The 22,130-nt window shown below is 70.7% G+C and carries 19 protein-coding genes; 12 read left to right on the top strand and 7 right to left on the bottom strand.

All coding sequences use genetic code 11. The features are described 5' to 3' along the window. Positions 1-9: 9 nt before the first annotated feature. A complete protein-coding gene (locus JTJ31_RS16385; RefSeq protein ID WP_207539802.1) occupies positions 10-1,620 on the bottom strand; it encodes an ABC transporter substrate-binding protein in 1,611 nt (536 codons plus the stop codon). Between the two features lie 153 nt (positions 1,621-1,773). Continuing rightward, a complete protein-coding gene (locus JTJ31_RS16380; RefSeq protein WP_207539801.1) occupies positions 1,774-1,980 on the bottom strand; it encodes a hypothetical protein in 207 nt (68 codons plus the stop codon). Between JTJ31_RS16380 and JTJ31_RS16375 the strand changes: the two genes are divergently transcribed. From JTJ31_RS16375 to JTJ31_RS16350, 6 genes are all read left to right on the top strand, one after another. Further along, positions 1,981-3,336: a GtrA family protein gene (locus JTJ31_RS16375; protein WP_207539800.1), complete on the top strand. Its 1,356-nt coding sequence runs from the start codon at positions 1,981-1,983 to the stop codon at positions 3,334-3,336. An 82-nt stretch (positions 3,337-3,418) separates the two neighbouring features. After that, complete coding sequence (locus tag JTJ31_RS16370) at positions 3,419-3,757, top strand: hypothetical protein (protein WP_207539799.1); 339 nt, start codon at positions 3,419-3,421, stop codon at positions 3,755-3,757. Beyond that, complete coding sequence (locus tag JTJ31_RS16365; protein ID WP_207539798.1) at positions 3,754-5,481, top strand: type I secretion system permease/ATPase; 1,728 nt, start codon at positions 3,754-3,756, stop codon at positions 5,479-5,481. Before JTJ31_RS16370 ends, JTJ31_RS16365 begins: the two co-directional genes overlap by 4 nt. Beyond that, on the top strand, positions 5,478-6,869 hold the full coding sequence (locus JTJ31_RS16360; RefSeq protein WP_207539797.1) for an HlyD family type I secretion periplasmic adaptor subunit: 1,392 nt from the start codon (positions 5,478-5,480) through the stop codon (positions 6,867-6,869). Before JTJ31_RS16365 ends, JTJ31_RS16360 begins: the two co-directional genes overlap by 4 nt. Before the next feature lie 48 nt (positions 6,870-6,917). Further along, positions 6,918-7,199 (top strand): hypothetical protein, encoded by a 282-nt coding sequence (locus JTJ31_RS16355; protein ID WP_207539796.1) that lies wholly within the window; start codon positions 6,918-6,920, stop codon positions 7,197-7,199. Between the two features lies 1 nt (position 7,200). Then, the gene (locus JTJ31_RS16350) at positions 7,201-7,785 is read left to right on the top strand and encodes an ankyrin repeat domain-containing protein (protein WP_207539795.1); all 585 of its coding nucleotides are present in this window, start codon (positions 7,201-7,203) and stop codon (positions 7,783-7,785) included. Between the two features lie 13 nt (positions 7,786-7,798). On the opposite strand, the gene JTJ31_RS16345 is transcribed toward JTJ31_RS16350, so the two are convergent. Together JTJ31_RS16345 and JTJ31_RS16340 are read right to left on the bottom strand one after the other, a co-directional pair. Beyond that, complete coding sequence (locus tag JTJ31_RS16345; RefSeq protein ID WP_207539794.1) at positions 7,799-8,263, bottom strand: DUF3237 domain-containing protein; 465 nt, start codon at positions 8,261-8,263, stop codon at positions 7,799-7,801. Continuing rightward, complete coding sequence (locus JTJ31_RS16340) at positions 8,260-8,676, bottom strand: rhodanese-like domain-containing protein (protein ID WP_207539793.1); 417 nt, start codon at positions 8,674-8,676, stop codon at positions 8,260-8,262. The genes JTJ31_RS16345 and JTJ31_RS16340 overlap by 4 nt, the downstream gene beginning before the upstream one ends. A gap of 168 nt (positions 8,677-8,844) precedes the next feature. On the opposite strand from JTJ31_RS16340, the gene JTJ31_RS16335 reads away from it, so the two are divergent. The 6 genes from JTJ31_RS16335 to JTJ31_RS16310 all read left to right on the top strand — a co-directional run bounded on the left by JTJ31_RS16335 (position 8,845) and on the right by JTJ31_RS16310 (position 15,021). After that, positions 8,845-9,861 carry an ABC transporter substrate-binding protein gene (locus JTJ31_RS16335; RefSeq protein WP_207539792.1) on the top strand — a complete coding sequence of 339 codons (1,017 nt, stop codon included), beginning with the start codon at positions 8,845-8,847 and terminating at the stop codon, positions 9,859-9,861. Positions 9,862-9,866: 5 nt separating this feature from the next. Further along, a complete protein-coding gene (locus tag JTJ31_RS16330; RefSeq protein WP_207539791.1) occupies positions 9,867-10,667 on the top strand; it encodes an ABC transporter ATP-binding protein in 801 nt (266 codons plus the stop codon). Beyond that, a complete protein-coding gene (locus tag JTJ31_RS16325; protein WP_207539790.1) occupies positions 10,660-11,478 on the top strand; it encodes an ABC transporter permease in 819 nt (272 codons plus the stop codon). The genes JTJ31_RS16330 and JTJ31_RS16325 overlap by 8 nt, the downstream gene beginning before the upstream one ends. 89 nt (positions 11,479-11,567) lie before the next feature. Next, the gene (locus tag JTJ31_RS16320; protein ID WP_207539789.1) at positions 11,568-13,640 is read left to right on the top strand and encodes a TonB-dependent receptor; all 2,073 of its coding nucleotides are present in this window, start codon (positions 11,568-11,570) and stop codon (positions 13,638-13,640) included. A gap of 61 nt (positions 13,641-13,701) precedes the next feature. Next, positions 13,702-14,577 carry a DMT family transporter gene (locus JTJ31_RS16315; protein ID WP_207539788.1) on the top strand — a complete coding sequence of 292 codons (876 nt, stop codon included), beginning with the start codon at positions 13,702-13,704 and terminating at the stop codon, positions 14,575-14,577. 162 nt (positions 14,578-14,739) lie between these two features. Next, positions 14,740-15,021 (top strand): hypothetical protein, encoded by a 282-nt coding sequence (locus JTJ31_RS16310; protein WP_207539787.1) that lies wholly within the window; start codon positions 14,740-14,742, stop codon positions 15,019-15,021. Positions 15,022-15,038: 17 nt separating this feature from the next. Here the strand turns inward: JTJ31_RS16310 and tldD are convergent, their stop codons facing one another. From tldD to JTJ31_RS16295, 3 genes are read right to left on the bottom strand one after another with little or no spacing between them, the layout of a single operon-like run. Beyond that, positions 15,039-16,472, bottom strand: a complete 1,434-nt coding sequence (gene tldD, locus JTJ31_RS16305; RefSeq protein ID WP_207539786.1) for a metalloprotease TldD — start codon at positions 16,470-16,472, stop codon at positions 15,039-15,041. Further along, positions 16,469-20,995: a PAS-domain containing protein gene (locus JTJ31_RS16300; protein WP_207539785.1), complete on the bottom strand. Its 4,527-nt coding sequence runs from the start codon at positions 20,993-20,995 to the stop codon at positions 16,469-16,471. Before JTJ31_RS16300 ends, tldD begins: the two co-directional genes overlap by 4 nt. Beyond that, positions 20,995-22,077: a COX15/CtaA family protein gene (locus JTJ31_RS16295; RefSeq protein ID WP_207539784.1), complete on the bottom strand. Its 1,083-nt coding sequence runs from the start codon at positions 22,075-22,077 to the stop codon at positions 20,995-20,997. Before JTJ31_RS16295 ends, JTJ31_RS16300 begins: the two co-directional genes overlap by 1 nt. Positions 22,078-22,130 lie beyond the last annotated feature (53 nt).

Below are 22,130 nucleotides of genomic sequence, written 5' to 3'. Positions count from 1 at the left end.
GCCAGGAATTCAGCCGCGCCGCAGGTTCCAGAACAGCGGCGGCTGACCCTTCAGCATGCCGGACAGGTTCCGGCGATACGCGGTGGGCTGGTAGTACATCCCCACAGGCATGTAGGGCACCTCCTCGAAGGCGATGCGTTGCATCTCCGTCGTGGCCGCCTTGGCCGAGGCCTCGTCCGACGCGTCGAACCAGGCGTTGCGCTGCTGCTCCATGGCCGGGATGTTGGGCCAGCCGGGCCAGGCATTGTCGCCGTGACCGCGGATGGCGGCGTGGCTCGCCGGGTTCCAGTGGTCCACGCCGCTCCAGAAGGTGAAGAAGCCGCTCCAGCCGCCCTGGTCCAGCGGGTTCTTGCTCGCACGGCGGGCCACCACCGTGCCCCAGTCCGTCGAGGCTAGGTCCACGTTGAAGCCCATGCGGCGGAACAGGTCGGCGCCAACCAGCGTGGCAGCATTGATGGAGGACAGGTCGGTGGCGTTCATCAGCACCATGCGCGCGCCCATGGCGCCCGCCGCCTCCAGTTCCCGCCGCGCCGCCGCTACATCTTTCTTGAGCTTGTCGAGGCCCACATTCGAGGCCGATGGCGAGTCCGGCGCGAAATAGCCGATCCCCTCGCGGCGAAGGTCGTTGTAGCCCTCGACGCCGGAGGAGCCGATTACCGCCGTCATGAAGTCCATCTGGTTCACGGCGGTCAGCACGGCGCGGCGTACGGCCGGGTTGTTGAAGGGCGCGACGAGGTGGTTCGGGCGGAAGATGCCGATCAGCCCGGAATTGTTGATGACCTCGACCTTGATGTTGCGCGCCCCTGCGCCGCGCAGGAAGAGCGGGAAGAGGTCGGCGGTCGGCTGCTCCCACCAGTCGATCTCGCCCGATTGCAGCGCGGCGGAGGCGGTGGCGGCATCCGGCATGATGTGCCACTCGACGCGGTCGAAATGCGCCACCTTGGGGCCGGAAGTCATGGATGGCGTGCCGTTCGGGCGCGGCACGTAGTCGGGGTTGCGCGTGTAGGCGAGGCGCGAGCCGGGCACCCATTCATTCTGCACGAAGCGGAAGGGGCCGGAGCCCACCGCCTCGGTGATGTTGGTGAAGGGATCCACGTTCGCCAGCCGCTCGGGCATGATGAACAGGCAGCTCGTCGTCACCTTGGAGAAGGCTTCGAGCATCCTCGGGAAGGGGCGGTTCAGCCGGATCGAGAAGACCCGGTCACTTTCCTCCTTCATGTCGGCGACGCGGGCGAGGAGCTCCTGCCCAAAGGCGTCGCGGCGGCCCCAGCGGCGGATGGAGGCGACGCAGTCGCGTCCGCGCACCGGCGTTCCGTCGTGGAACTTCAAATTCTCGCGCAGGGTGAAGCGCCAGAGCTTGCCCTCATCCTCGGTGACGTGGCCCTCGGCCATCTGCGGCTGAGGCTCGAAGCGCTCATTCATGCCGTAGAGCTGGTCATAGACCAAGAAGGCGTGGTCGCGCGCCACGAAGGCGGTGTTGGTGAAGGGGTCGATATTCGGCAGGTTGGCGTGCGGCACGTAGCGCAACACGCGCGAGCCGGCCGGCTGGGCCAGGGCCGGCGCGGCGAAGGCGGCCGGCAGCGCGGCAGCGCCCCCGAGCAGGGTGCGGCGTTGGATCATTCCCTCGAATCTCCCAGCGGAAGTTTATCGCGGGCCGAGGCTAGCAGGGGATTCGCGCCGGATTCCACAATCTCCCGGTTGCGGCGCGGCGGGTGGGAACGAAAAAAAGCCCCGGGTTTCCCCGGGACCTCCATTCAGTGCGCTCGTTGCAGCTCAGGCCGCCGCGGCGACGGTCCCGTAGAGGCGCGCCGCCACCTCGGCGAGGCGCTGGCGCGTCGCGGCGGGAAGCTGGCGCTGCGAGGTGGCGCGCGGCAGGTCGAGCTCACGCACCGGCGTGCCGTCGTGGAAGGCCTCAAGCTCGGCCCAGTTGTCGAAGGCGCCGCGTTCGGCATCGTCGAGGAAGGTCTCGGCCGGCGTCACATGCGGAGCTTCGTCCAGCTGGAAAGGGCGCCGAGCCGGGGCCCGAAGCGACCGCGCCGCATCCCCCATACCCATCTCGGCCAGTTGCTCAATGAGTTCGAGCTGGGCGCCGACGCACTGGCCGCGCTGGAAGCGATCCGCGACCTGCCGCCGGCGGAGCGGGCAGAGGGTGCCATGGCGGTGCTGCGCCGCTTCCCCGGCTCCACCGCCGCGGCCATCGCCCTGATGGTGGCGCTGCGCCAGGCGGGGCAGCTCGACGGACGGCGCGAGGCGGTGGGTCCCTCCCCCATCCCGCGCCGCATCGCGCAGTTCTGGGACGCGAAGGAGCCGCCGGCCGATCTGCGCCCGCTCATGGCCAGCTGGGCAAAGCAGAACCCGGACCACGAAGTCCTGCTCTTCGACGACGAGGCGGCACGTGGCTTCCTGGCCCGACACCTGAGCGCGGAGGTGCTGGACGCCTATGAGCGCGCGCCAAGCCCGACCCAGAAATCCGACGTGTTCCGCCTCGCCTGGCTCTACGCCTCCGGGGGCTGGTATGCCGATTGCGACGATCGCTGCCACGCTCCGCTCGCGACGATCGCACCGCCCGGCGCCACGCTCGTGGCGCATCAGGAGGAGCTGGGCTCGCTGTGCAACAACCTCGTGGGCGCGGTGCCGCAGCACGAGGTGATTGGACGCGCGCTGCGCGACGCAGTGGCAGCCGCCCGGACGGGCGATAGCGACTATCTCTGGTTGGCGACCGGCCCCGGCTGCCTGACCCGCGCGGCGGCCGAGACGCTGGCTGACCCAATCCTCGCCCCGCGGCGCGGCTGGGCAGCATGGCCGTGCTGGGGCAGCGCGAGCTGTTCCAGGCTGTGGCGGTTCATTGCGGTGCCAGCTACAAGGCTGCGGGCCGGCACTGGCTGCAGCTGGCCTTCGGGCAGGGCGGGGCCTGAGCCGCCGGTCCTTTCTCAGCCGGGACAAGACATAAGACAGATGATCAGCCAGTTCCTGCGCTTCGGGGTGGTGGGAGGCGTCGGCTTCCTGGTGGATGCGGGGGTGCTGATGGCCGCCCTGGCCCTCGGCATGGACAAGTATTCTGGCCGGGCCCTGTCCTATCTCGCCGCCGTCTCCACCACCTTCGCGCTCAACCGCGCCTGGACCTTCCGAGACCGGAAGGGCGGCGGCCGGGTGGCGACACAATGGGGGCGCTTCGCCGCGCTGAACCTGGTGGGCTTTACGGCCAATTACGGCACTTACGCGCTGCTGGTCGGACTGGCCGGGGTGCATCCCCTGCCCGCCGTCGCCGCGGGTTCCCTGGCTGGGATGGGTTTCAACTTCTTCTTGTCCCGCCGCTACGTCTTCCGGGAAGCTTAGCAGGAGGTCTGCCCGGCAAGTGGGCCGGTTAAGCAATTTGCCGCAGCATACATCGGGTGCCGAAAGGATTAATTCCGTCCGCATGAAAAATCCAAGCGGAGGCCTGGACAGGCTGGAGCGCCTCGTGGCAGAGGCCCTGGCGCGCGAGGCGGGCACCGAGCCCAGCCCCGCTCACGCCGACATGGCGCGCCGGCTGCTGGCCGAACACGCCTTCCTCCATCTCCACAACCGCGTCGCAGAGATCCGGCGCGAGGCGGTGGACGAACATCTGAGCCGGCTGCGGTCACCGCTCGGCTTCTGGGGCGCCGTCGGCGCCACGCTTCTGGCCCTGGCCCTGGCGGGCGGGCTGGCCCTGTTTCTCGCGTCGCAGCCGGCCCTGCTGGATTGGCTGCGCCTCCTCCCCGGGAGTCTGAGCCTTTGATCCCCCCCCAAGCCACCTCCTCGCGCGAAACCCCGCTCGCCCGCGCCATCGCCGCCTGCAAGGGCCAGTTCACCTTGGTCGGCGCCTTCTCCGGCGTGGTGAACCTGCTCCAGCTCACCGTCTCCATCTACATGATGCAGGTGTTCGACCGGGTCCTGGCCACCCGCAACACCGACACGCTGGTGCATCTGACGCTGATCGCCTTCTTCGCCCTGCTGGTGCTGGCGGCGCTGGAGGCGTGCCGCTCCATCGTCATGCAGCGCATCGCCGCCTGGATCGAGACGCGCGTGGCGCCCGAGGGCTTCGACCGCGCGATCGAGGCGCAGCTTCGCGGCCGCACCTACCGGATGGAGGCCCTGCGCGACCTCGCGGTCTGCCGCTCCTTCCTCGGCTCGCCCGGGATGCTTGCCCTCTATGACGTGCCCTGGGTGCCGATCTACCTCGCCGTGATCTTCATGCTGCATCCGCTGATGGGCTGGCTCGCCGTCGCGGGCGCGCTGCTGCTGCTCGGCCTCACCATTGCCAATGAGCTCATCACCTCCGGCCTCATGAAGGAGGCTGGGGTGGCGGCGATGCACAGTCAGCGCCGCGCCGACGCCATTGCCCGCAATGCCGAGGTGATCGACAGCATGGGCATGGGCCCTGCCGTCATGGCCCATTGGCGCCAGGGCGTGGCGAAGATGCTGCCGCCGCAGCAGCGCGCCGCCGACCGCGCCGCCATGGTGCTGTCCCTGACCAAGTTCTTCCGCCTCGCCGTCCAGCTGGGCATCCTCGGCCTCGGCTGCTGGCTCGTGTTGCGGCAGGAGTTGACGGCGGGCGCCTCCATCGCCGGCTCCATCATCATGGGCCGGGCCCTCGCGCCGGTGGAGCAGGTGATCGGCGGCTGGAAGGCGCTCGTGCAGGCGCGCCAGTCCTTCCGGCGCCTCCAGGCCTTCCTCGCCATGCCGCGTACCCGCCCCCCCGGCATGCCCCTGCCCGCGCCCGAAGGCCACCTCCATGTGGAGCGCGTCTCCTTCGGCTTCCCCGGCCAAGGCGTCGCGCTGATCAAGGGCGTGAACTTCAACCTCGTCCCCGGCGAGAGCCTCGCCGTGATCGGGCCCTCTGCCGCGGGCAAGACCACGCTGATCCGCATGATCATCGGCACACTGCCGCCTTCCGCCGGCACGGTGCGGCTCGACGGGGCCGACGTGTACACCTGGCAGCGCGAGGATTTCGGCCGCCATGTCGGCTACCTGCCGCAGGACGTCGAGCTGTTCGACGGCACCGTGATCCAGAACATTGCCCGCATGGGCGAGCCGAATGCCGATGCGGTCTTCGAGGCCGCCAAGCTTGCCGGCTGCCATGACCTGATCCTGCGCCTGCCGCAGGGCTACGACACGGAGATCGGCGAGGGCGGGCAGCACCTGTCCGGCGGGCAGCGCCAGATGATCGGTCTCGCCCGCGCCCTCTACGGCGCCCCGCGCCTCGTGGTGCTGGACGAGCCGAACTCCAACCTCGACGGCGACAGCGAGGCCAATCTGGTCCGTGCGCTGGAGCGGCTGAAGGCCGACGGGACCACCGTGGTCCTGGTCAGCCACCGTCCCACCCTGGTTCAGGGCGTGGACAAGGTCTTGTTGTTGAAGGACGGCGCGATCGAGATGTTCGGTCCGCGCGCCGAGGTGCTGAAGCGGCTCATGGCGCCCCCGCGCCCGGCCGAACGCATCGCGCAGGGAGCCAGCGCATGAGCGACACCACCAACGCCCTCGAGGTGCTGGAGCGCCCGGCGCTCCCTGCCCGCCGCGCCCTGCCGCCCCTCGCGGTCCCGCCCGCCGACCCGGTGCTGGATGCCCAGCGCCCACGCACCTTCTGGCCGGCCCTGCTGGGCCTCGTGGTCATGGTCGTGTTCTTCGGCGGCTTCATGGCCTGGGCCGTCACCGCCCCGCTCGCCGAGGCGGCCATCGCCCCCGGCGTCATCAAGGTCGAAGGGCAGCGCCGCACGGTGCAGCATTTCGAGGGCGGCATCGTGCGCGAGATCCTGGTGCGCGACGGCGACCGGGTGCGCCAGGGCCAGCCGCTGATGCGGCTGGACGACGTGCAGTCCGGCGCCAATCTGGAAGCGCTGCGCGCCCAGCGCTTCGGCCTCGTCGCACAGGCGGCGCGCCTCGCCGCCGAGATGGAGCGGGCGGGGGAGATCACCTTCCCGGCCGAGCTGCTGGAAAGCCAGGATCCCCGCGCGGCCGAGGCGGTCTCCGGGCAGCGCGCCCTGTTCGACGCGCGCATGGCCAGCCTCGCCAGCCAGCTCCTGGTTCTGGAAACGCGGCGCGACCAGGCGCGCGCCACCATCAGCTCCGCCGAGGGTCAGCTCAACGCCGCCATCCAGCAGCTGGAGCTGATCCGGCAGGAGGAGGTGATGCGCCGCACCCTGACCAACCAGGGCCTCGCGCGCCTGCCGGAGCTTCTGGCCGTGCAGCGGGCGCGGGCCGGGCTGGAAGGGCAGATCGTGGACCTGCGCGGCCAGATCACCCGCTCCCGCGGCGCGATCGGGGAGGCGGAGAGCCAGATCCGCGCCACGCTCGACCAGCGCCGCCAGGAAGTCGGCACGGAGGCGCGCGAGGTCGCCGGCCGACGCGCCGAGGCAGAGGAGCGCATCCGCGCCGCCGAGGACGTCTCGACCCGGCGCGAGATCCTGGCGCCGGAGGACGGCACCGTGGTCAACCTGCGCCTGTTCAACGTGGGCGCGGTGCTGCGGCCCGGCGACCCGGTGGTGGACCTCGTCCCCACACAGGACCGGCTGGTGGCCGAGGTGAACGTGCAGCCCACCGACATCGACGTGGTGTATCCGGGGCTGCAGGCCGAGATCCGCCTGCCCGCCTTCAAGCAGCGCCTCGTCCCTTACCTGCACGGCCACGTCACCTTCGTGGCGGCGGACGTCACCATCGACCAGGCAACGCGGCAGAGCCACTTCCGCGCCCATGTGCTGATCGACCGGGAGCAGTTGGAGCGCCTGCCCTCCATCTTCCTGACGCCGGGCATGCCGGTGGAGGCGCATATCCAGATCGGCCAGCGCACCTTCTGGCGCTACGTGACCCAGCCGATCCGCGACAGCCTGCAGCGCGCCTTCACGGAGCAGTAGCCGTGGGGGGCGCCGCCGGGTAAGGGTGCATGGTCAAGGGAGTTCTGCATGGTGACGACGCCGGTGATCTTCGCGGATGGGGTGATGGAAGCTTCGGTCCATCATGGCGTGGTGCGGCTGGTGCTGGCGCAGTTGCAGAATGACGGGAAGCCTGCCCCGGCCGGGACGATCTGCGTGCCGCTGGTGCAGCTTCCCGCTGTCGCCCAGGCGCTGACCACCGTGCTGCGGCAGGTGGAGGCGCGGGCGCGCGAGGCGCAAGCGCAGAAATCCGCCGCCGGTGCCGAGGCGCCACCCACCCTGCCGGGCGCCTTCACCTTCGGGGAGCGTTGAGATGCGACTGTTCTTCGCCGTGGCGGCCCTGCTGGCCGCCCTTCCCGCCGCCGCCCAGGCCCAGGGCGCGCTGATGGGCCGCGGCCCGCTCACCCCGCAAGCCACCCCGACGCCGCAGCGCGAGGCGCCGCAGGGCCTGCCCGGCGTGGCGGCGCGGCGCGGCCAGCGCCCGATCCCGGCGGAGGCCGACCCGTCCGGGATGAACCCGAATGACGCGCTGTTCGACGGGATCAACCGTGGCGACATCGGGACGGTGCGCGACGCCATCAATCGCGGGGCGGACGTGAATGCCCGCAACGCGCTGGGGCTGACGGCGCTGGATTCCGCCGTGGATCAGGGGCGGCCGGAGATCACCGTCTATCTTCTGTCGGTGCGCGGCACGACCAGCGCGCCCCCGCCGCCCTCCTCCGTGCCGCAGGGCCGCGCCACCGGCCGCCCCACGCCACTGCCGCGCGAGACGTCGCGCCGCGAGGCTGCGGCGCCCGTCCAGCCCGCCGCCCCGGCCCGGCCGCGCCTGTTCGGCAATGACGGCGGCGCGCCGCGTCCCGAGATCGGCTTCCTGGGCTTCGACGCCGGGCGGGGCTGAAGCCCGCCGCGCGTCAGAGCAGTTTGTACACCTCGTAGCGCGGCCCGGTGGGCGGGCGCTGGCCGATGCCCACCGCGACCACGCGGTTCAGCCAGGCGAGGTCCGGCGCGCCCGTCTCGAAACGCAGCGCGACGCGGAAATAATACTCGGACGGGTCCACGGGCTCCCCGGCGGCGAGGCGCGCCAGCACCTCCTTCGCACCAGTGCGGATGCCCGAATAGCGCACATGGACGATGCCGCCCGATTCGGCGCGCAGGGTCAGGCGCACGTCGATATGCGCCGTGCCATCCGTCTCCACCCGCAGCCAGTCGGCGGAGGCACCGCCCAACACCTCGGCCCGCAGGCGCGGCCCGTTCGCCGTGCCGCCCGTGACCGGGACGATGCGCAGCTCGTGTCCATCCGGCCCCACCCCGGCGTTCTGCGGTTCCCCGACCCGCAGGTCGAGGGTGAAGAGATGCTCGCCGCGCAATTCGTTCATCGCTGCCTCCAGGGAAGGCCCTCGGCCTTCCATCCCCCCACGGTGCCGCGATGGCCCTCGGCGTCAACCGGCCCCTCGAACCCGTCGCGCACGTTGAAGGCGTGGGGGAAGCCGGCCATCTGCGCCGCCTGCCCGGCGGCGAGCGACCGCGCCCCGGAGCGGCAGATGTAGTAGACGTTGCTTTCGGCGGTGACGCCGGCGCGGCGCAGATGCTCGGCGAAGTGGTCGTTCACCTGCATGGAGGGGAAGACCTGCCAGGGGATCAGCACCACCTGCTTGCCCAGTGCTGACAGGTCCGGCACGCCGACGAAGTTCCACTCGGCATCGGTCCGGACGTCCACCAGCACCGCGCCCGGGTCTCCCTGCAGCGCCGCGAAGGCTTCGGATGGCGTCACGTCGGGCACGGCTGGCATGGCCCCTCCTTCTCGCTTTCCGTGGTGCAGCATGGCGCGGAACCCGGCGCTTGCCCAGGGCGCGGGACATGCTGGATTGCCACTCGATGCCGCGCGGGAGGCCGCCGCTTGCGCAAGGCCCCCGCCCTGGTGTGTCTTGCGGCGGAATCCCTTGCCCGGAACCGCCCGATGTCCCTCCCTCGCCGCCTCCTCCTGTCGAGCCCCGCCTTGCTCGCCATGCCCTCTCTCGGCCGTGCCCAGGCGGCGCCGCGGGTGCGGCTGATGCTCGACTGGACCTTCCAGGCGCCCAATGCCTTCGCGCTGGTGGCACGGGAGCGTGGTTTCTTTCGCGAGGCGGGGGTGGAGGTGAGCGTGGATCGCGGCCAGGGATCGGGCGCGGTGCCCCCTGCCCTCGCCTCAGGCACGCATGACATGGGTTATGCCGACATCAATCCGGCGATCCGCTTCCTGGCGCAGAACACCGATAGCGGTCTCGTCGCGGTGGCGATGCTGCATGACCGCTCGCCGCTTTGCGCCATCGTCCGGGCGGATGGGCCGGTGCGGACGCCCAAGGATCTGGAAGGGCGGCGCCTCGCCGCGCCCGAATTCGACGCGGGGCGCCAGCTCTTTCCCGCCTTCGCCAAGGCGGCAGGCATCGATGCGTCCAAGGTGAACTTCCTCTCCGTCACCCCGGCGCTGCGCGAGCCCATGCTGGTGCGGCGCGAGGTGGACGGGGTGACGGGCTTCGTCACAACCTCGGCGCTTTCGCTCAAGAGCATCGGCCTCGACCACCCGCAGCAGCGGGTGATGATGTATTACGACCACGGGCTCGACCTGTATGGCGGCGCGCTGCTCACCACGCGGCGCTTCATCCAGAACAATCCCGAGGCGGTGCGCCGCGCTGTCGCCGCGCTGATCCGCGGCTTCCGCGACCAGCTCGCGAACCCCGCCGCCGCCATGCAGGTGCTGCGCCAAGCGGAGCCGCTGATCGACCTGGCCCAGGAGACCGAGCGCCACCAGATGAACGTGCAACGCGTGATCGTCACGGAGAATGTGCGCGTCAACGGGCTTTCCTCCGTGGACATGGCGCGGATGCAGCGCGGCATCACCGCGGTGGAGGAGGCCTACGGCCTTCAGCCGCGCCTCCAGGCCGCGCAGCTCTACACGGCGGAGTTCCTGCCCCCGGCCGCCGATCGCCGGATCTGACGCGCTTGCGGAACTTCGTGGAGATCGCCGACGTCGCCATGCGCTATGGCGGCGCGGAAGGCACGCTGGCCCTGCAAGGCTGCTCGCTCTCCGTGCAGGAAGGCGAGTTCGTAGCGGTGGTGGGACCCTCGGGCTGTGGCAAGTCCACGCTGATGCGCCTCGTCTCCGGCCTGTGGCCCGCCAGCGCGGGGCAGGTCTGGGTGGCGGGGCGCGAGGTGGCGGGGCCGGTGCCGCTGGTCGGCATGGCCTTCCAGAACCCGACTCTGCTGCCCTGGCGCTCGATCCTCGACAACGTGATGCTGCCGCTGGAGGTGGTGCCGGCGCACCGCGCCCGGCTGCGGGCCGAGCGCGCCGCCTATGAGGCCAAGGCCGAGGCGCTGCTGAAGCTGGTCGGGCTGGAGGGCTTCGGGAAGCGGCATCCGCACCAATTGTCCGGCGGGATGCAGCAGCGCACCTCGCTGTGCCGCGCCCTGATTCACGAGCCGCCGCTGCTGATGCTGGACGAGCCCTTCTCCGCGCTCGACGTGTTCACGCGCGAGGATCTCTGGGCCGTGCTCCAGGATGTGTGGTTGGAGCGGAAGCCGACGGTGATCCTGGTCACGCATGATTTGCGGGAAGCCGTTTACTTGGCCGACCGCGTGCTGGTGATGAGCGCGCGCCCGGGCCGTATCATCGCCGAGCGCCGCGTGGATTTCCCCCGCCCGCGACGGCTGGAGGCGACCTATGACGCCGAATTCAACGCGGTGGTGGCGGAGCTGCGCGCATTGATCGCCCGCGCTCGCGCCGGGGAGGAACCCGATGCCTGACTCCCGCGCCGATTCCCTGGCCACCGCCGCGCGCCGCCAGCGCCGGCTCGAAGCCGCCCTGCCCTGGCTGGTGATCGGCGGCGCCTTTTTCCTGTGGGAGGCTGGGGTGTGGCTGCTGGGCATCTCGCCCTTCATCCTGCCCGCACCCTCCGCCGTGGTGCAGGCCGGTCTGCGCTGGTGGCAGCCTCTGATGCAGGACAGTCTGGTGACGCTGGGCACCACGCTGCTGGGCTTCGCCATGGCGATCGTCTTCGGCCTCGCGCTGGGCGTGGCGATCGGCTCCTCGACGCTGGTGTATCGCGGCCTCTACCCGCTGCTGATCGCCTTCAATTCCATCCCCAAGGTGGCGGTGGTGCCGGTGCTGATCGTCTGGTTCGGCATCGGCATCTGGCCGGCGGTGATCACCGCCTTCCTGATCTCCTTCTTCCCCATCGTGGTGAACGTCGCGACCGGCATCGCCACGGTGGAGCCGGAGCTGCGCGACGTGCTGCGGGCCCTGGGCGCACGCCCGCTGGACATCGTCCGCAAGGTCGGGCTGCCGCGCGCCATGCCGTATTTCTTCGCCTCGCTGAAGGTGGCGATCACCGTGGCCTTCGTCGGTTCCATCATCGCGGAGAGCGTGGCGCCGAATGCGGGGATCGGGCGGCTGATGATGGTCGCCTCCTCCCGCTTCGACGTGCCGCTGGTCTTTGCTGGGCTGGTGGTGACCGGGGTGATGGGCGTCCTGCTGTACTGGATCGCGGAACGGCTGGAGCGGCGGGTGACGGGCTGGGCGACTCGCGGGCAGGAAGGGCTCACACCGGGAGGGTGATGCCGTCCCGCCGCGCCGGGTGATTGGGTGCGCGATGTCGCGTTGGGACGGCTGGACGGGCGAGGATGTTATAATGTAACTTAAGCGGTATGCGCCGCTCCCTGCTTGTTCTGCTGTTCCTCGCACCGTTCCCCGCCGCCGCGCAGGATTCTGTCCTGCTTCCCGACATCGTGGTCCAGGCCCGCCGCCTGGACGAAGCGCGGACGGCGATCTCGCCCACGCTCGGCGCCAGCGTCTCCTCGCTGAAGCGCGAGACGATCGAGAACCTGCCGCAGGGGGCCGATGCGCCGGTCAACCAGCTGCTGCTGCAATTCCCCGGGGTGGTGCAGGACAGCTTCGGCGAGATCCATGTCCGCGGCGAGCACCGCAACCTCCAGTATCGCGTCAACGGCGTCACCCTGCCCGTGGGCATCCAGGGCTTCGGCGCCTTCCTCGATGCGCGCGCGATCGCGGAGCTGCGCCTGCTGACCGGCGCCCTGCCTGCCCAGTTCGGCTACCGGACCGGCGGCGTCGTGGACATCACCCTGCGCTCCGGCGCCTCGGACCCGGGCGGGTGGGTCAGCGCTTATGGCGGCTCCTATTCCACCTTCCAGCCCTCCATCGGCTATGCCGGGCTGCATGGTGGCTGGGATGTCTTCGCCACCGGCACCTTCCGCCAGTCCCGCCTGGGCATCGAACCGCCGACCAGCAGCACCAGCCCCCTGCACAACCGCACCGAACAGCTGCGCGGGCTTGTCAGCGTGTCGCGCCTGCTGACCGACAATGTGCGGCTCTCCGTGATCGGCGGAACCTCGGCCAACCGGTTCCAGATGCCCAACAATCCCGGCCAGCCCATCGAGTTCCCGGTGATCGGCGAGGAGTTCGACAGCGCCCGCCTCCGCGCCCGGCAATGGGAGCGCAACCGCTTCGGTGTGGTGGCGCTGCAAGGAAGCTCCGGCGCCCTGGACTGGCAGGTGGCCGGCTTCGGGCGCGACTCCACCATCCGCTACCTGCCGGACCTGCTGGGCGAACTCGCCTTCAACGGCGTCGCCAGCCAGGTGCAGCGACGCTCCACCGCCTTCGGCGTCCAGGCCGATGGCTCATATCGCCTAAACGACCGCAACACGCTGCGCTTCGGCGTGATGAGCATGGGCGAGCGGAGCTTCGCCGGGAACGTGACCACCCTGCTGCCGCTCGACGCGGATGGCGAAGTCGCGGGCGACCCGTTCAGCATCGTGACGCGGCGCGGTCGCACGAGCTGGGTGCACGGGATCTACCTGCAGAACGAATTCCGCGTTTCCGAGCGCCTGACGATCAATGCCGGGCTGCGCGGCGACTACGCCGACCAGGCGGTGCGCGCCGGCCAGCTCTCGCCACGCATGAATCTGGTCTGGCGTCCGATGGACCGCACCACCCTGACCCTCGGCTATGCGCGCTACTTCACCCCGCCCGCGCAGGAGCTCATCTCGCCGGGCGACGTGTCGCTCTTCGCCGGCACGACCAACGAGCCGGAGAATTTCCGTGCCGATCTGCCGCGCCCCGAGCGCTCGCACTACTTCTCCGCCGGCATCTCGCAGCGCGTGACGGATCGGCTGACGCTGGGCGCCAGCGCCTGGCACAAGGAAGCGCGCGACCTGCTCGACCTCGGCCAGTTCGGCCGCGCCCTGGTCTTCACCCCCTTCAACTACCGCCAGGGCCGCTCCACCGGCATCGAGTTCACCGGGCAATGGCGCGGCGAGCGGCTGGACCTCTACGCCAATCTCACCATCTCCCGCGCCTCTGGCCGCGACATCCGCACCTCCCAGTTCAACTTCGAGCCGGAGGAGCTGGACTATGTGCGCAACAAGTGGGTCCGCACCGACCATGACCAGCTTCTGACCGCCTCGGCCGGCGCGGTGTGGCGCGCCTGGGAGGGCGGACGCATCTCGGCCACCCTGCTCTTCGGTAGCGGGCTGCGGCGCGGCTTCGCCAACACGGAGAAGCAGGACCCCTACGCGACGCTCAATGTCGGCCTCGCGCATGACTTCACCCTGCCGGGCGCCGGGCGCTGGACCGCGCGGCTCGACCTGCTCAACCTCGCGGATGCGCGTACGCAGCTTCGCGACGGATCGGGCATCGGGGTGGGGGCGCCGCAATTCCTGCCGCGCCGCGCCATCTATGGCGGGCTGACGCGCCACTTCTGAAGCGCATCACGCCGCAACGGCCGGATGGCGCCGTCGCGCCATCCGCGCTGCGATGCCACCCATGACATCCCGGGCCTGGGCGCTGCTGATCCTCCTCGCCTTCCTGTGGGGCGGGTCCTTTCTCTTCGTGGGCGTGGCGGTGCGGGAGTGGCCGCCCTTGGCCATCGTCCTGGCGCGGGTGGGGCTGGCGGCCTGTGCTCTCTGGACGGTCGTGGCGGCGCTGGGCCTGCCGGTGCGGGGCGATGCCGCGGCGCTGCGCGCGCATCTCGGCATGGGGGTGCTGAACAACGCCATCCCCTTCACGCTGATCGTCTGGGCGCAGTTCTCGCTGCCGGTGGGGGCTGCCGCCATCCTGAACGCCACCACGCCCTTCTGGGCGGTGCTGCTGGCGCATTGGGCGATGGCGGAGCGCGCCACCCCTGCGCGCCTCACCGGGATCGCCATCGGCTTCTCCGGCGTGGTGGCGATGGTGGGGGTGGACCCGCTCGCTGCGCCCTGGCCCGCCGTCTCGGCGATGCTGAGCGGGACCTTGTCCTATGCGCTGGCCGGGCTCTGGGGGCGGCGCTTCCGCGCACTGGGCATCCCGCCACTCCTGGCCGCCTCGGGGCAGGTCACGGTCGCCTCCCTGCTGCTGCTTCCCCTCGTGGCGCTGGGCCCGGTGCCGCCCTGGCCCAGCCCTGGCGCTGCCGCGGCACTCCTGGCGCTGGCGCTGCTCTCCACCGCCCTGGCCTATCAGGTTTACTTCCGGGTGCTGGAACTGGCGGGACCGGTGAACCTGCTGCTGGTCACGCTGATCATCCCCGCCTTCGCAGCGCTGATGGGATGGGCCGTGCTGGGCGAGGCGCTGGGCTGGCCCCACGCCTTGGGCATGGGGCTGATCGCGCTGGGCCTCGCGGTGATGGACGGGCGGGTCTTCAGCCGGTTCCGCCGATCATGAGCCCGCCCACACGCAGCGTCGGCAGGTGCCGATGCCTGGGTCCATACCACTGCCATCGCCGGGCGATCCAGGGCGGGCTGACGCCCACCTCTCGCTTGCAAGCCGCAGGCGCGGCGAAGCACCATCCCGCCAAGGGCCCGGTGGGGCGGAGGGGAACGGGGTATGGCCTACCGTATCCTGCTGGGAATCGATGCCCTGGCGCTGACCGTTGTGGTCGTCTTCTTTCTGTGGGGCATCGGCGACGGCAGCGTGTCGTCCTTCAACATCCTGTACTGGATGGTGCTTCTGGGCGGGATGGGCACGGTGGTCTGGGGCGGCGTCGCGCTGCACCGCGCAGGCCGCCAAGCGCAGGCTATCTCGCTGCTTGGCCTGCTGGCGGTGCCGGTGGCCCTGATCGGCCTGTTCTTCGTGGCGCTGATCATCCTGCAGCCGCGCTGGAACTGAGCGCGGCCGCCCGTGCCTCAGCCGGTTCCGCCGATGGTGAGCCCGCCCATGCGCAACGTCGGCTGGCCGACGCCCACAGGCACGCCCTGGCCGTTCTTGCCGCAGGTGCCGATGCCAGGGTCCATGCCGCTGTCATTGCCGATCATGCGGATCTTGGTCAGCGCGTCCGGCCCGTTGCCGATCAGCGTCGCGCCCTTCACCGGGGCGCCGATGCGCCCATTCTCGATGATGTAGGCCTCGCTCATCGAGAAGACGAACTTGCCGGAGGTGATGTCCACCTGCCCGCCGCCGAAATTCACCGCCCAGATGCCCTTCTTCACCGAGCGGATGATCTCCTCCGGCTCATGCGCGCCGCCGAGCATGATGGTGTTGGTCATGCGCGGCATGGGGCTGTGGGCATGGCTCTGCCGGCGTCCGTTGCCGGTGGGGGCGACGCCCATGAGGCGGGCATTCTGCCGGTCCTGGATGAAGCCGCGCAGGATACCGTCCTCGATCATCACGGTGCGGCCCGACGGCGTGCCCTCGTCATCCACGGTGATGGAGCCGCGCCGCCCCTCGATCGTGCCGTCATCCACCACCGTCACGCCGGGCGCGGCGATGCGGCTGCCGACGAGGCCGGCGAAGGCGCTGGTCTTCTTGCGATTGAAATCACCCTCGAGGCCGTGGCCGATCGCTTCGTGCAGCAGGATGCCCGGCCAGCCGGGGCCTAGCACCACCTCCTGCTCGCCGGCCGGGGCGGGGATGCTTTCCAGGTTCACCAGGGCCTGGCGCAGCGCCTCGGCCACGGCGCGCTGCCAGCCGCCATTGCCCAGCACGCGGTCATAGCCGTGGCGGCCACCCGTGCCGAAGGAACCCGTCTCGCGCCGGCCGTCCTTCTCCACCACGACGGAGACGTTGAAGCGCACCAGCGGCCGGAGGTCCGCCACCACCTGTCCGTCGGGCCGCAGGATGCGCACTGCCTGCCACTCGCCGGTGAGCGAGGCGCTGACCTGCACCACGCGCGGGTCCAGCGCGCGGGCATGGGCATCCAGCTCCATCAGCAGCGCCGTCTTCTCGGCGAAATCCATGGCGAGGAGCGGATTGGCGTCGTCATAGAGCCGGGTATTGGTGGCGCGCGGCCCGGCCTCCAGCGTGCCGGAGCGCCCCCGGGAGACGGCGCGGACGGTCTCGGCCGCGCGGGCCAGGGCCTCGTCCGTGATCTCGCCGGAATGGGCGTAGCCCGCGGCCTCGCCGCTCACCGCGCGCAGGCCGAAGCCGCGCGACTGGTCATAGGCAGCGGAGCGGATGCGCCCATCATCGAGCGACACCGCCTCGCTTTCCCGGTGTTCCAGAAACAACTCCCCGTCCTCCGCACCCGTCGCCGCCTCTCGAAGGCGGCGCAGCGCGGCATCGGGGTCCAGCGCGGCGTGGAAGAGGCGTTCCGTGACGGAAAGGGCGGTGTCGAGGCTCATGCCTCAAGAAGATGGGGCGGGAAGCGCAGCCGCGCCAGGGTCCCCTTGCCCAGCTCGCTTTCCAGCGTCAGCGTCCCGCCCTGCGCCTCCACCAGGACGCGGCACAGATAGAGGCCGAGCCCCGACCCAGCGTAGCGCCGCGCCGCGCTGCTCTCCACCTGGGCGAAGGGCTGGAAGAGCCGTCCCATGTCGGAATCGGCGATGCCGATGCCGGTGTCGCGCAGGTCGATCACCAGCCCGCCCTCGTCCCTTGCTGCCGAGAGTGTCACCGCGCCGCCTGCCGGGGTGAACTTCACCGCGTTGGACATCAGGTTCAGCAGCACCTGCCGCAGCCGCCGCGCGTCGGCGGTGAGCGCCGGCAGATTCTCCGGCGCATCCATGACCTCCAGGGAAAGCTGCGCCGCCTCGGCTTGGCCCGACATCATCCGGCAGGCGGAGCGCAACAGCGGACCCAGCTCCACCCGCTCCTTCGCCACGGGCAGGCGCCCCTCCTCCGCCCGGGTGATGTCGAGGATGTCGTCGATCAAGGTAAGGAGATGCCGCCCCGCCTCCTGGATTGCCCCCGCATATTCGGGCACCAGCCGCGCATCTGCCCCGGCCGCCAGCACCTCCGAGAAGCCGATCACGGCGTTCAGCGGCGTCCGGAGCTCATGGCTCATCGTGGCCAGGAAGCGCGACTTGGCGAGGTTGGCGGCCTCGGCCGCCTCGCGGGCGCGTTCCAACTCGGCGCGGATGCGGCGATCCTCCGACACGTCGGTGTAGGTGACGACCCAGCCGCCATCGGGGGTGGGGTCGGACACCACCTCCACCACGGTCCCGTCCGCGCGCTGGCGGGTGTGGCGGTAGGAGGTGCTGCGGTCGCGCCGCTTGATCTCCTCCACCCTCGCCTCGGCCTCCGGCCCCGTGCCGTATTCGCCGGCCTCCAACAGGGCGTTCACCATGTCGTCGAGCGTCCGCCCCGGGGCGACCGCCTCGGCGGAGATGTGCAGCATCTCGTGCAGGATCGAGTTGGAGGCGACGATCAAGCTGTTCCGGTCGAACATGGCGATGCCGTGCCGGATGTTGCCCAGCATGGCGGCCAGCAGGTCGGCGCGGCGCTGCGCCTCCTCCTCCGCCCGCACCAGGGCGGTGATCTCGCTGACCGACACGACGAAGCCGCCATCGGGCAAGGGATCGGAGGCGATGGCCATGACGCGGCCATCGGCGGTGCGGCGGGTGGAGCGCTGGCTCCGCGAGCGGTCGGCCGACAGCACGGCGACGATCTGCTCCTCGGATTCCAGGCTGCCGGGCGGGCCGAACTGGCCGGCCCGCGCCTGTTCGAGAACCAGCTCCTCCATGGTGGCGCCGATGCGGCCCTCCAGCCCCGGGAGGCTGAACAGCTCCGCGGCCAGGCGATTGGCCTGCAACAGCCGCTTGTCCTGGTCATAGAGCATCACGCCCTGCTGGCTGTTGCTCAGCATGGCAGAGAGCGTCTGCGCGCGGCGTTGCGCCTTCTCCTCCGCCCGCACCAGCGGCGTCACGTCGCTGGCGCTGATCACGATGCCGCCATCGGGCGTGGGGTCGGAGGAGATGTCGAGCACCCGTCCATCCGCCACGGCACGGGTGAAGCGGTGCGGAACGGAACGGTCGAGGCCGTGCAGCTGGGCTTCCACCACCTGCGCATCGGCGGTGCCGGGCTCGCCGAAATAACCCACCCGCGCCAGCTCGGTCATGACCTGCGAGCCAGCCGTGCCGGCCCGGTTCTCGATGCCCGGCAGGTTGAGCAACTCCCCGGCGAGGCGGTTCGCCGCCACCAGCTGGCGGTCCTTGCTGTAGAGCAGCACGCCCTGGCGGCTGTTGTTCACCATTGCCTGCAGCAACTCGCTGCGCCGCTTCGCCTCCTCCTCGGCCCGGACCAGCGCCGTCACGTCGGCCACGGCCACGGCGAAGCCGCCGTCATGCGTCGGGTCGGAGGTGACGTCGAGCACGCTGCCATCCGGGCGGCGGCGCTGGTAGCGCTGTGGCTTCGAGCGGTCGATCGCGAGAATGCCGGCCAGCTCGCGCTCCACCTCCTCCGGCTGGCCCGGATATTCGCGCCCCAGCTGGATCCGCATCACTTCCTCGAAGGTGAGGCCGATCAGCAGCCTGGGATCGCCGTTCAGCACCAGCGATCCGGCAATGCCGTTCGCGGAGACGAGGCGGTAGTCGGGCCCGTAGAGAGTGATGCTGTGCCGCGTGGCGTTGAGCGTCGCCTCCATCCGCGCCGCACGCTGCTTCGCTTCCTCCTCCGCGCGGACCCGGCTGGTTACGTCGGTGACGGTCAGCACGTAGCCGCCACCGGGAACGGGGCTGAAGGTCGCCTCCAGCTCCGTCCCGTCGGGGCGGCGGCGGCGGCGATGCGAGGGCTGGCGATTGTCGCGGCGCCCCAGCTCCTCCAGGTAGCGCGCCGTTTCCTCCGCATTGCCGAATTCCCCGGCGACAGCCTGGGCGGCGCGCAGCTCGGCCATGGTCGCGCCGACGACGAGCGCCTCGCCCATGCCGGTCAGCTCGGCGGCGAGGCGGTTGAAGGCGATCACCCGCTCCTCGGCATCGAAGAGCATGATGCCGTGCCGCATGTTGTCCAGCATGACCTGGAGCATGGCGGCGCGGTCCGCCGCCTCGGCCTGCGCGGAGGCCAGGGCGGTGATGTCCGTGACCGAACGGACACAACCACCTTCGGGCAGGGGCTCGGTGCGGACCTCGATCACCGTGCCGTCGGGGCGTCGGCGTTGATAGGTGTTTTCGCGATCCGCGAGGGTCGGACGCTCGGCCAGGGTGCGGGCGGCGGCCTCCGCGTCGCCATGCTCGCCGCGTGCGATCTGCTCCGCGCGCAACTCGTCATAGGTGACGCCTGGCCGCACCGTCCCCTCGGGCAGGCCGAAGAGCTGCTCGGCGAGGCCGTTGCCGGCCACCACCCTGCCCTCCGCGTCGTACATGATGATGCCGTGCCGCACCGTGTCGAGCACGCGCTGCAGCGTGTGCGCCCGCGCCTGCGCCTCGCGCTCCGCCCGCACCAGCGCCGTGACGTCGGTGTAGGAGCGGACGAAGCCTCCATCGGGCAGGGCGTCGGTCACGACCTCGATAACGGTGTTGGACGGGCCGGCGCGGCGGTAGGAATCCTGCGCGCGCAACGGTTGGTGCCCGCGCCAGTCCAGGAAGGCCCGGGTTTCCGCCTGGTCGCCGAACACGCCCCTGCGCGCCTGCTCCTCGCGAAGCTGGTAGATGGAGGTGCCGGGGGAGAAGGCGTCGGGCGAGACGCCGGCCAGAGGCGCAGCGAGCCGGTTCGCCGCCACCACCTTGCCATCCGCGTCGAACAGCACGATGCCGTGGCGCGTGCTTTCCAGCATCGTGTCGAGGACGGAGGCGCTTTCCTTCGCCTCCTCCCGCGCGGCCTGGAGGTCGGTGATGTCCGACACCACCATGGCGTGGCCGCCATCGGGAAGCGGCACGGAGCGGTGCACCGCGACCCCGCCGCCGGGGCGGCGCCGCTCGAAGCCCTGCGGCTGGTCCAGCCGGCTGAGGACGCGCTCCACCATCTCGGCCGGGCTGCCCTGACCGAACTCGCCCCGCCGGGCGCGGCGCTCCACGATGTCGCGGAGATTCTCCCCGATGCGGATCGGGTCGTCGGCGAGGATGCGGTTATAGGACTGGTTCACCAGCGACACGCGCCGGTCGGGCCCATAGACGGCGACGCCGACGGGCAGGGCTTCGATCAGCGCGTCGTGCATCGCGGCGCGCCTGCGCGCCTCGCGCTCCGCGTTGCGCGCCTCGGAAATGTCCGTGACCTCGGCGAGCCAGCCGCCATCGGGCATGGGGTGGTTCACGAAGCGGATGGTGCGGCCATCGGGCTTGGTGCGCTCGACATGCCAAGGTCCGCGCGCGCGGCTCAGCTTTTCGGCGAAATCCGCCTCGATCCCCGGCTTCAATTCCGCCGGCAATTCCCCCGCGCCGATCTGGATGTCGAGCAGGCCCGAAAGGGTCAGCCCTTCGATCGGCGTTCCTTCCGGCAGACTCAGCAGGTCCGCATAGCGCGGATTGGCCCGGCGCAGCCGCCCCTTGGCATCGAAGCGGGCCAGGCCGGTCTGCAGTTGCGCGAAGACCTCGCTTGCTTGGCGTGCCGCAGCTTCCGCCGCCTGGAGCGCCGCCGCGCGCGGCCCCGCCTCGGCGAGACCGGCGACCCAGCCTCCTGCCATGGGGGAGTGGAACCAATCGAGCGGCCGCCCCTCGGCAGTGCGGAGCAGCCGTGTCCCGGTGGGGCTGCCGCCGAAAGGCAGGAACTCCGCCGCGCGCTCTTCTGGTGCGCCGTCGCCCAGCAGCCCCCGGAAGGCCAGACGCCGGAGGAAGCCCGCCCAGTCCAGCGCCTCCGCCTCGGCTCGCGCGAGGCCGAGATGCTGGCGCATCCCCTCATTGCACAGGACGAAGCGCCCATGCGCCGCGAAGGCGGCGAAGGAGAAGGGAAGCGCGTCCAGCGCGTCCTGGAGGCTCGGCTGGCGCGGGGTGTCCATCAATGCTCCGGGTGACGCAGGGTGTGCAGGGCGAGGAGCCCCGTGGCGAGCACCACCACCGCCACCGCCTGGTGCAGCGTGCCCAGCGAGACCGGCACGACATGGACCAGCGTGGCGATGCCCAGCACGTATTGCGCGCCGATCGCCCCCGCGAAGCCCAGCACGGCGCGGCGTGCCGCCCCCACGGGGAGACGCCGCCACGCTGCCAGCGCCGCGCCGAAGGCGGCCAGCAGCGTCAGCGTGGCGAGGATGCGGTGGTTGAACTGCACCGTAGCGAGGTTGAGCGTCAGGTTGGTCCAGAGCGGCGACAGGTCGAGATAGCCGGCCGGGACGAGGCGCCCATCCATCAGCGGAAACGTGTTCCAGGTGAAGCCCGCCCGCGTCCCGGCGACGAAGCCGCCCGCCAGCATCGTCGCCACGGAAAGCAGGAACGCCGCCAGCGCCTGACGGCGCACGCTGCCCTGGCGCGGCCCGAGCGCCTCGCGCGCCGGGCGCAATAGCCCGAGCGCCGTCCAGAAAATTACCCCGAAGAGCAGGAACGCCATGCCGAGATGGAGCACGAGGCGGTAGGGCGAAACGGCGGTGCGGTCCGCCTCGAAGCCCGAGGCGACCATGAACCAGCCAATCGCGCCCTGTATGCCTCCCAGCACGAAAAGCAGCAGCAGGCGCGGCATCAGGGCGCGCGGGATGGCGCCGCGCCACCACAGCAGCAGGAAGCCGCCCAGATAGGCGAAGCCGATCAGCCGCCCCCAAAAGCGGTGGGCCCATTCCAGCCAGAAGATCTGCTTGAAGCCTTCCAGCCCGAAGCCGGCATTCACCAGCTCATATTGCGGGATGGTGCGATAAAGGTCGTAGAGGCGCTGCCATTCTGCCTGGGAGAGCGGAGGCAGCATGCCCGCCACCGGCGCCCATTCCATGATGGAGAGGCCGGAGCCGGTGAGGCGCGTCGCCCCGCCCAGCGCCACCATGATCCAGATCAGCCCCGCCACGGCGAGGAGCCACAGCGCGACGGCGCGCGGGTTCTCGCGCCGCCCATGCTCGGCGGGAGGAGTTGCGGTCTTGCTGGAGGCGTCGAACGGCATGCAACCCATGATAGTGAGACTCGCATCGCATTGGCAGCCCACCGCTTGTGGGG

The organism is Sabulicella rubraurantiaca (genome assembly GCF_017355885.1).
Taxonomy (GTDB): domain Bacteria; phylum Pseudomonadota; class Alphaproteobacteria; order Acetobacterales; family Acetobacteraceae; genus Roseococcus; species Roseococcus rubraurantiacus.
The sequence above is the reverse complement of the archived record's forward strand: the minus strand, read 5'-3'. Positions and strand labels throughout refer to the sequence as shown.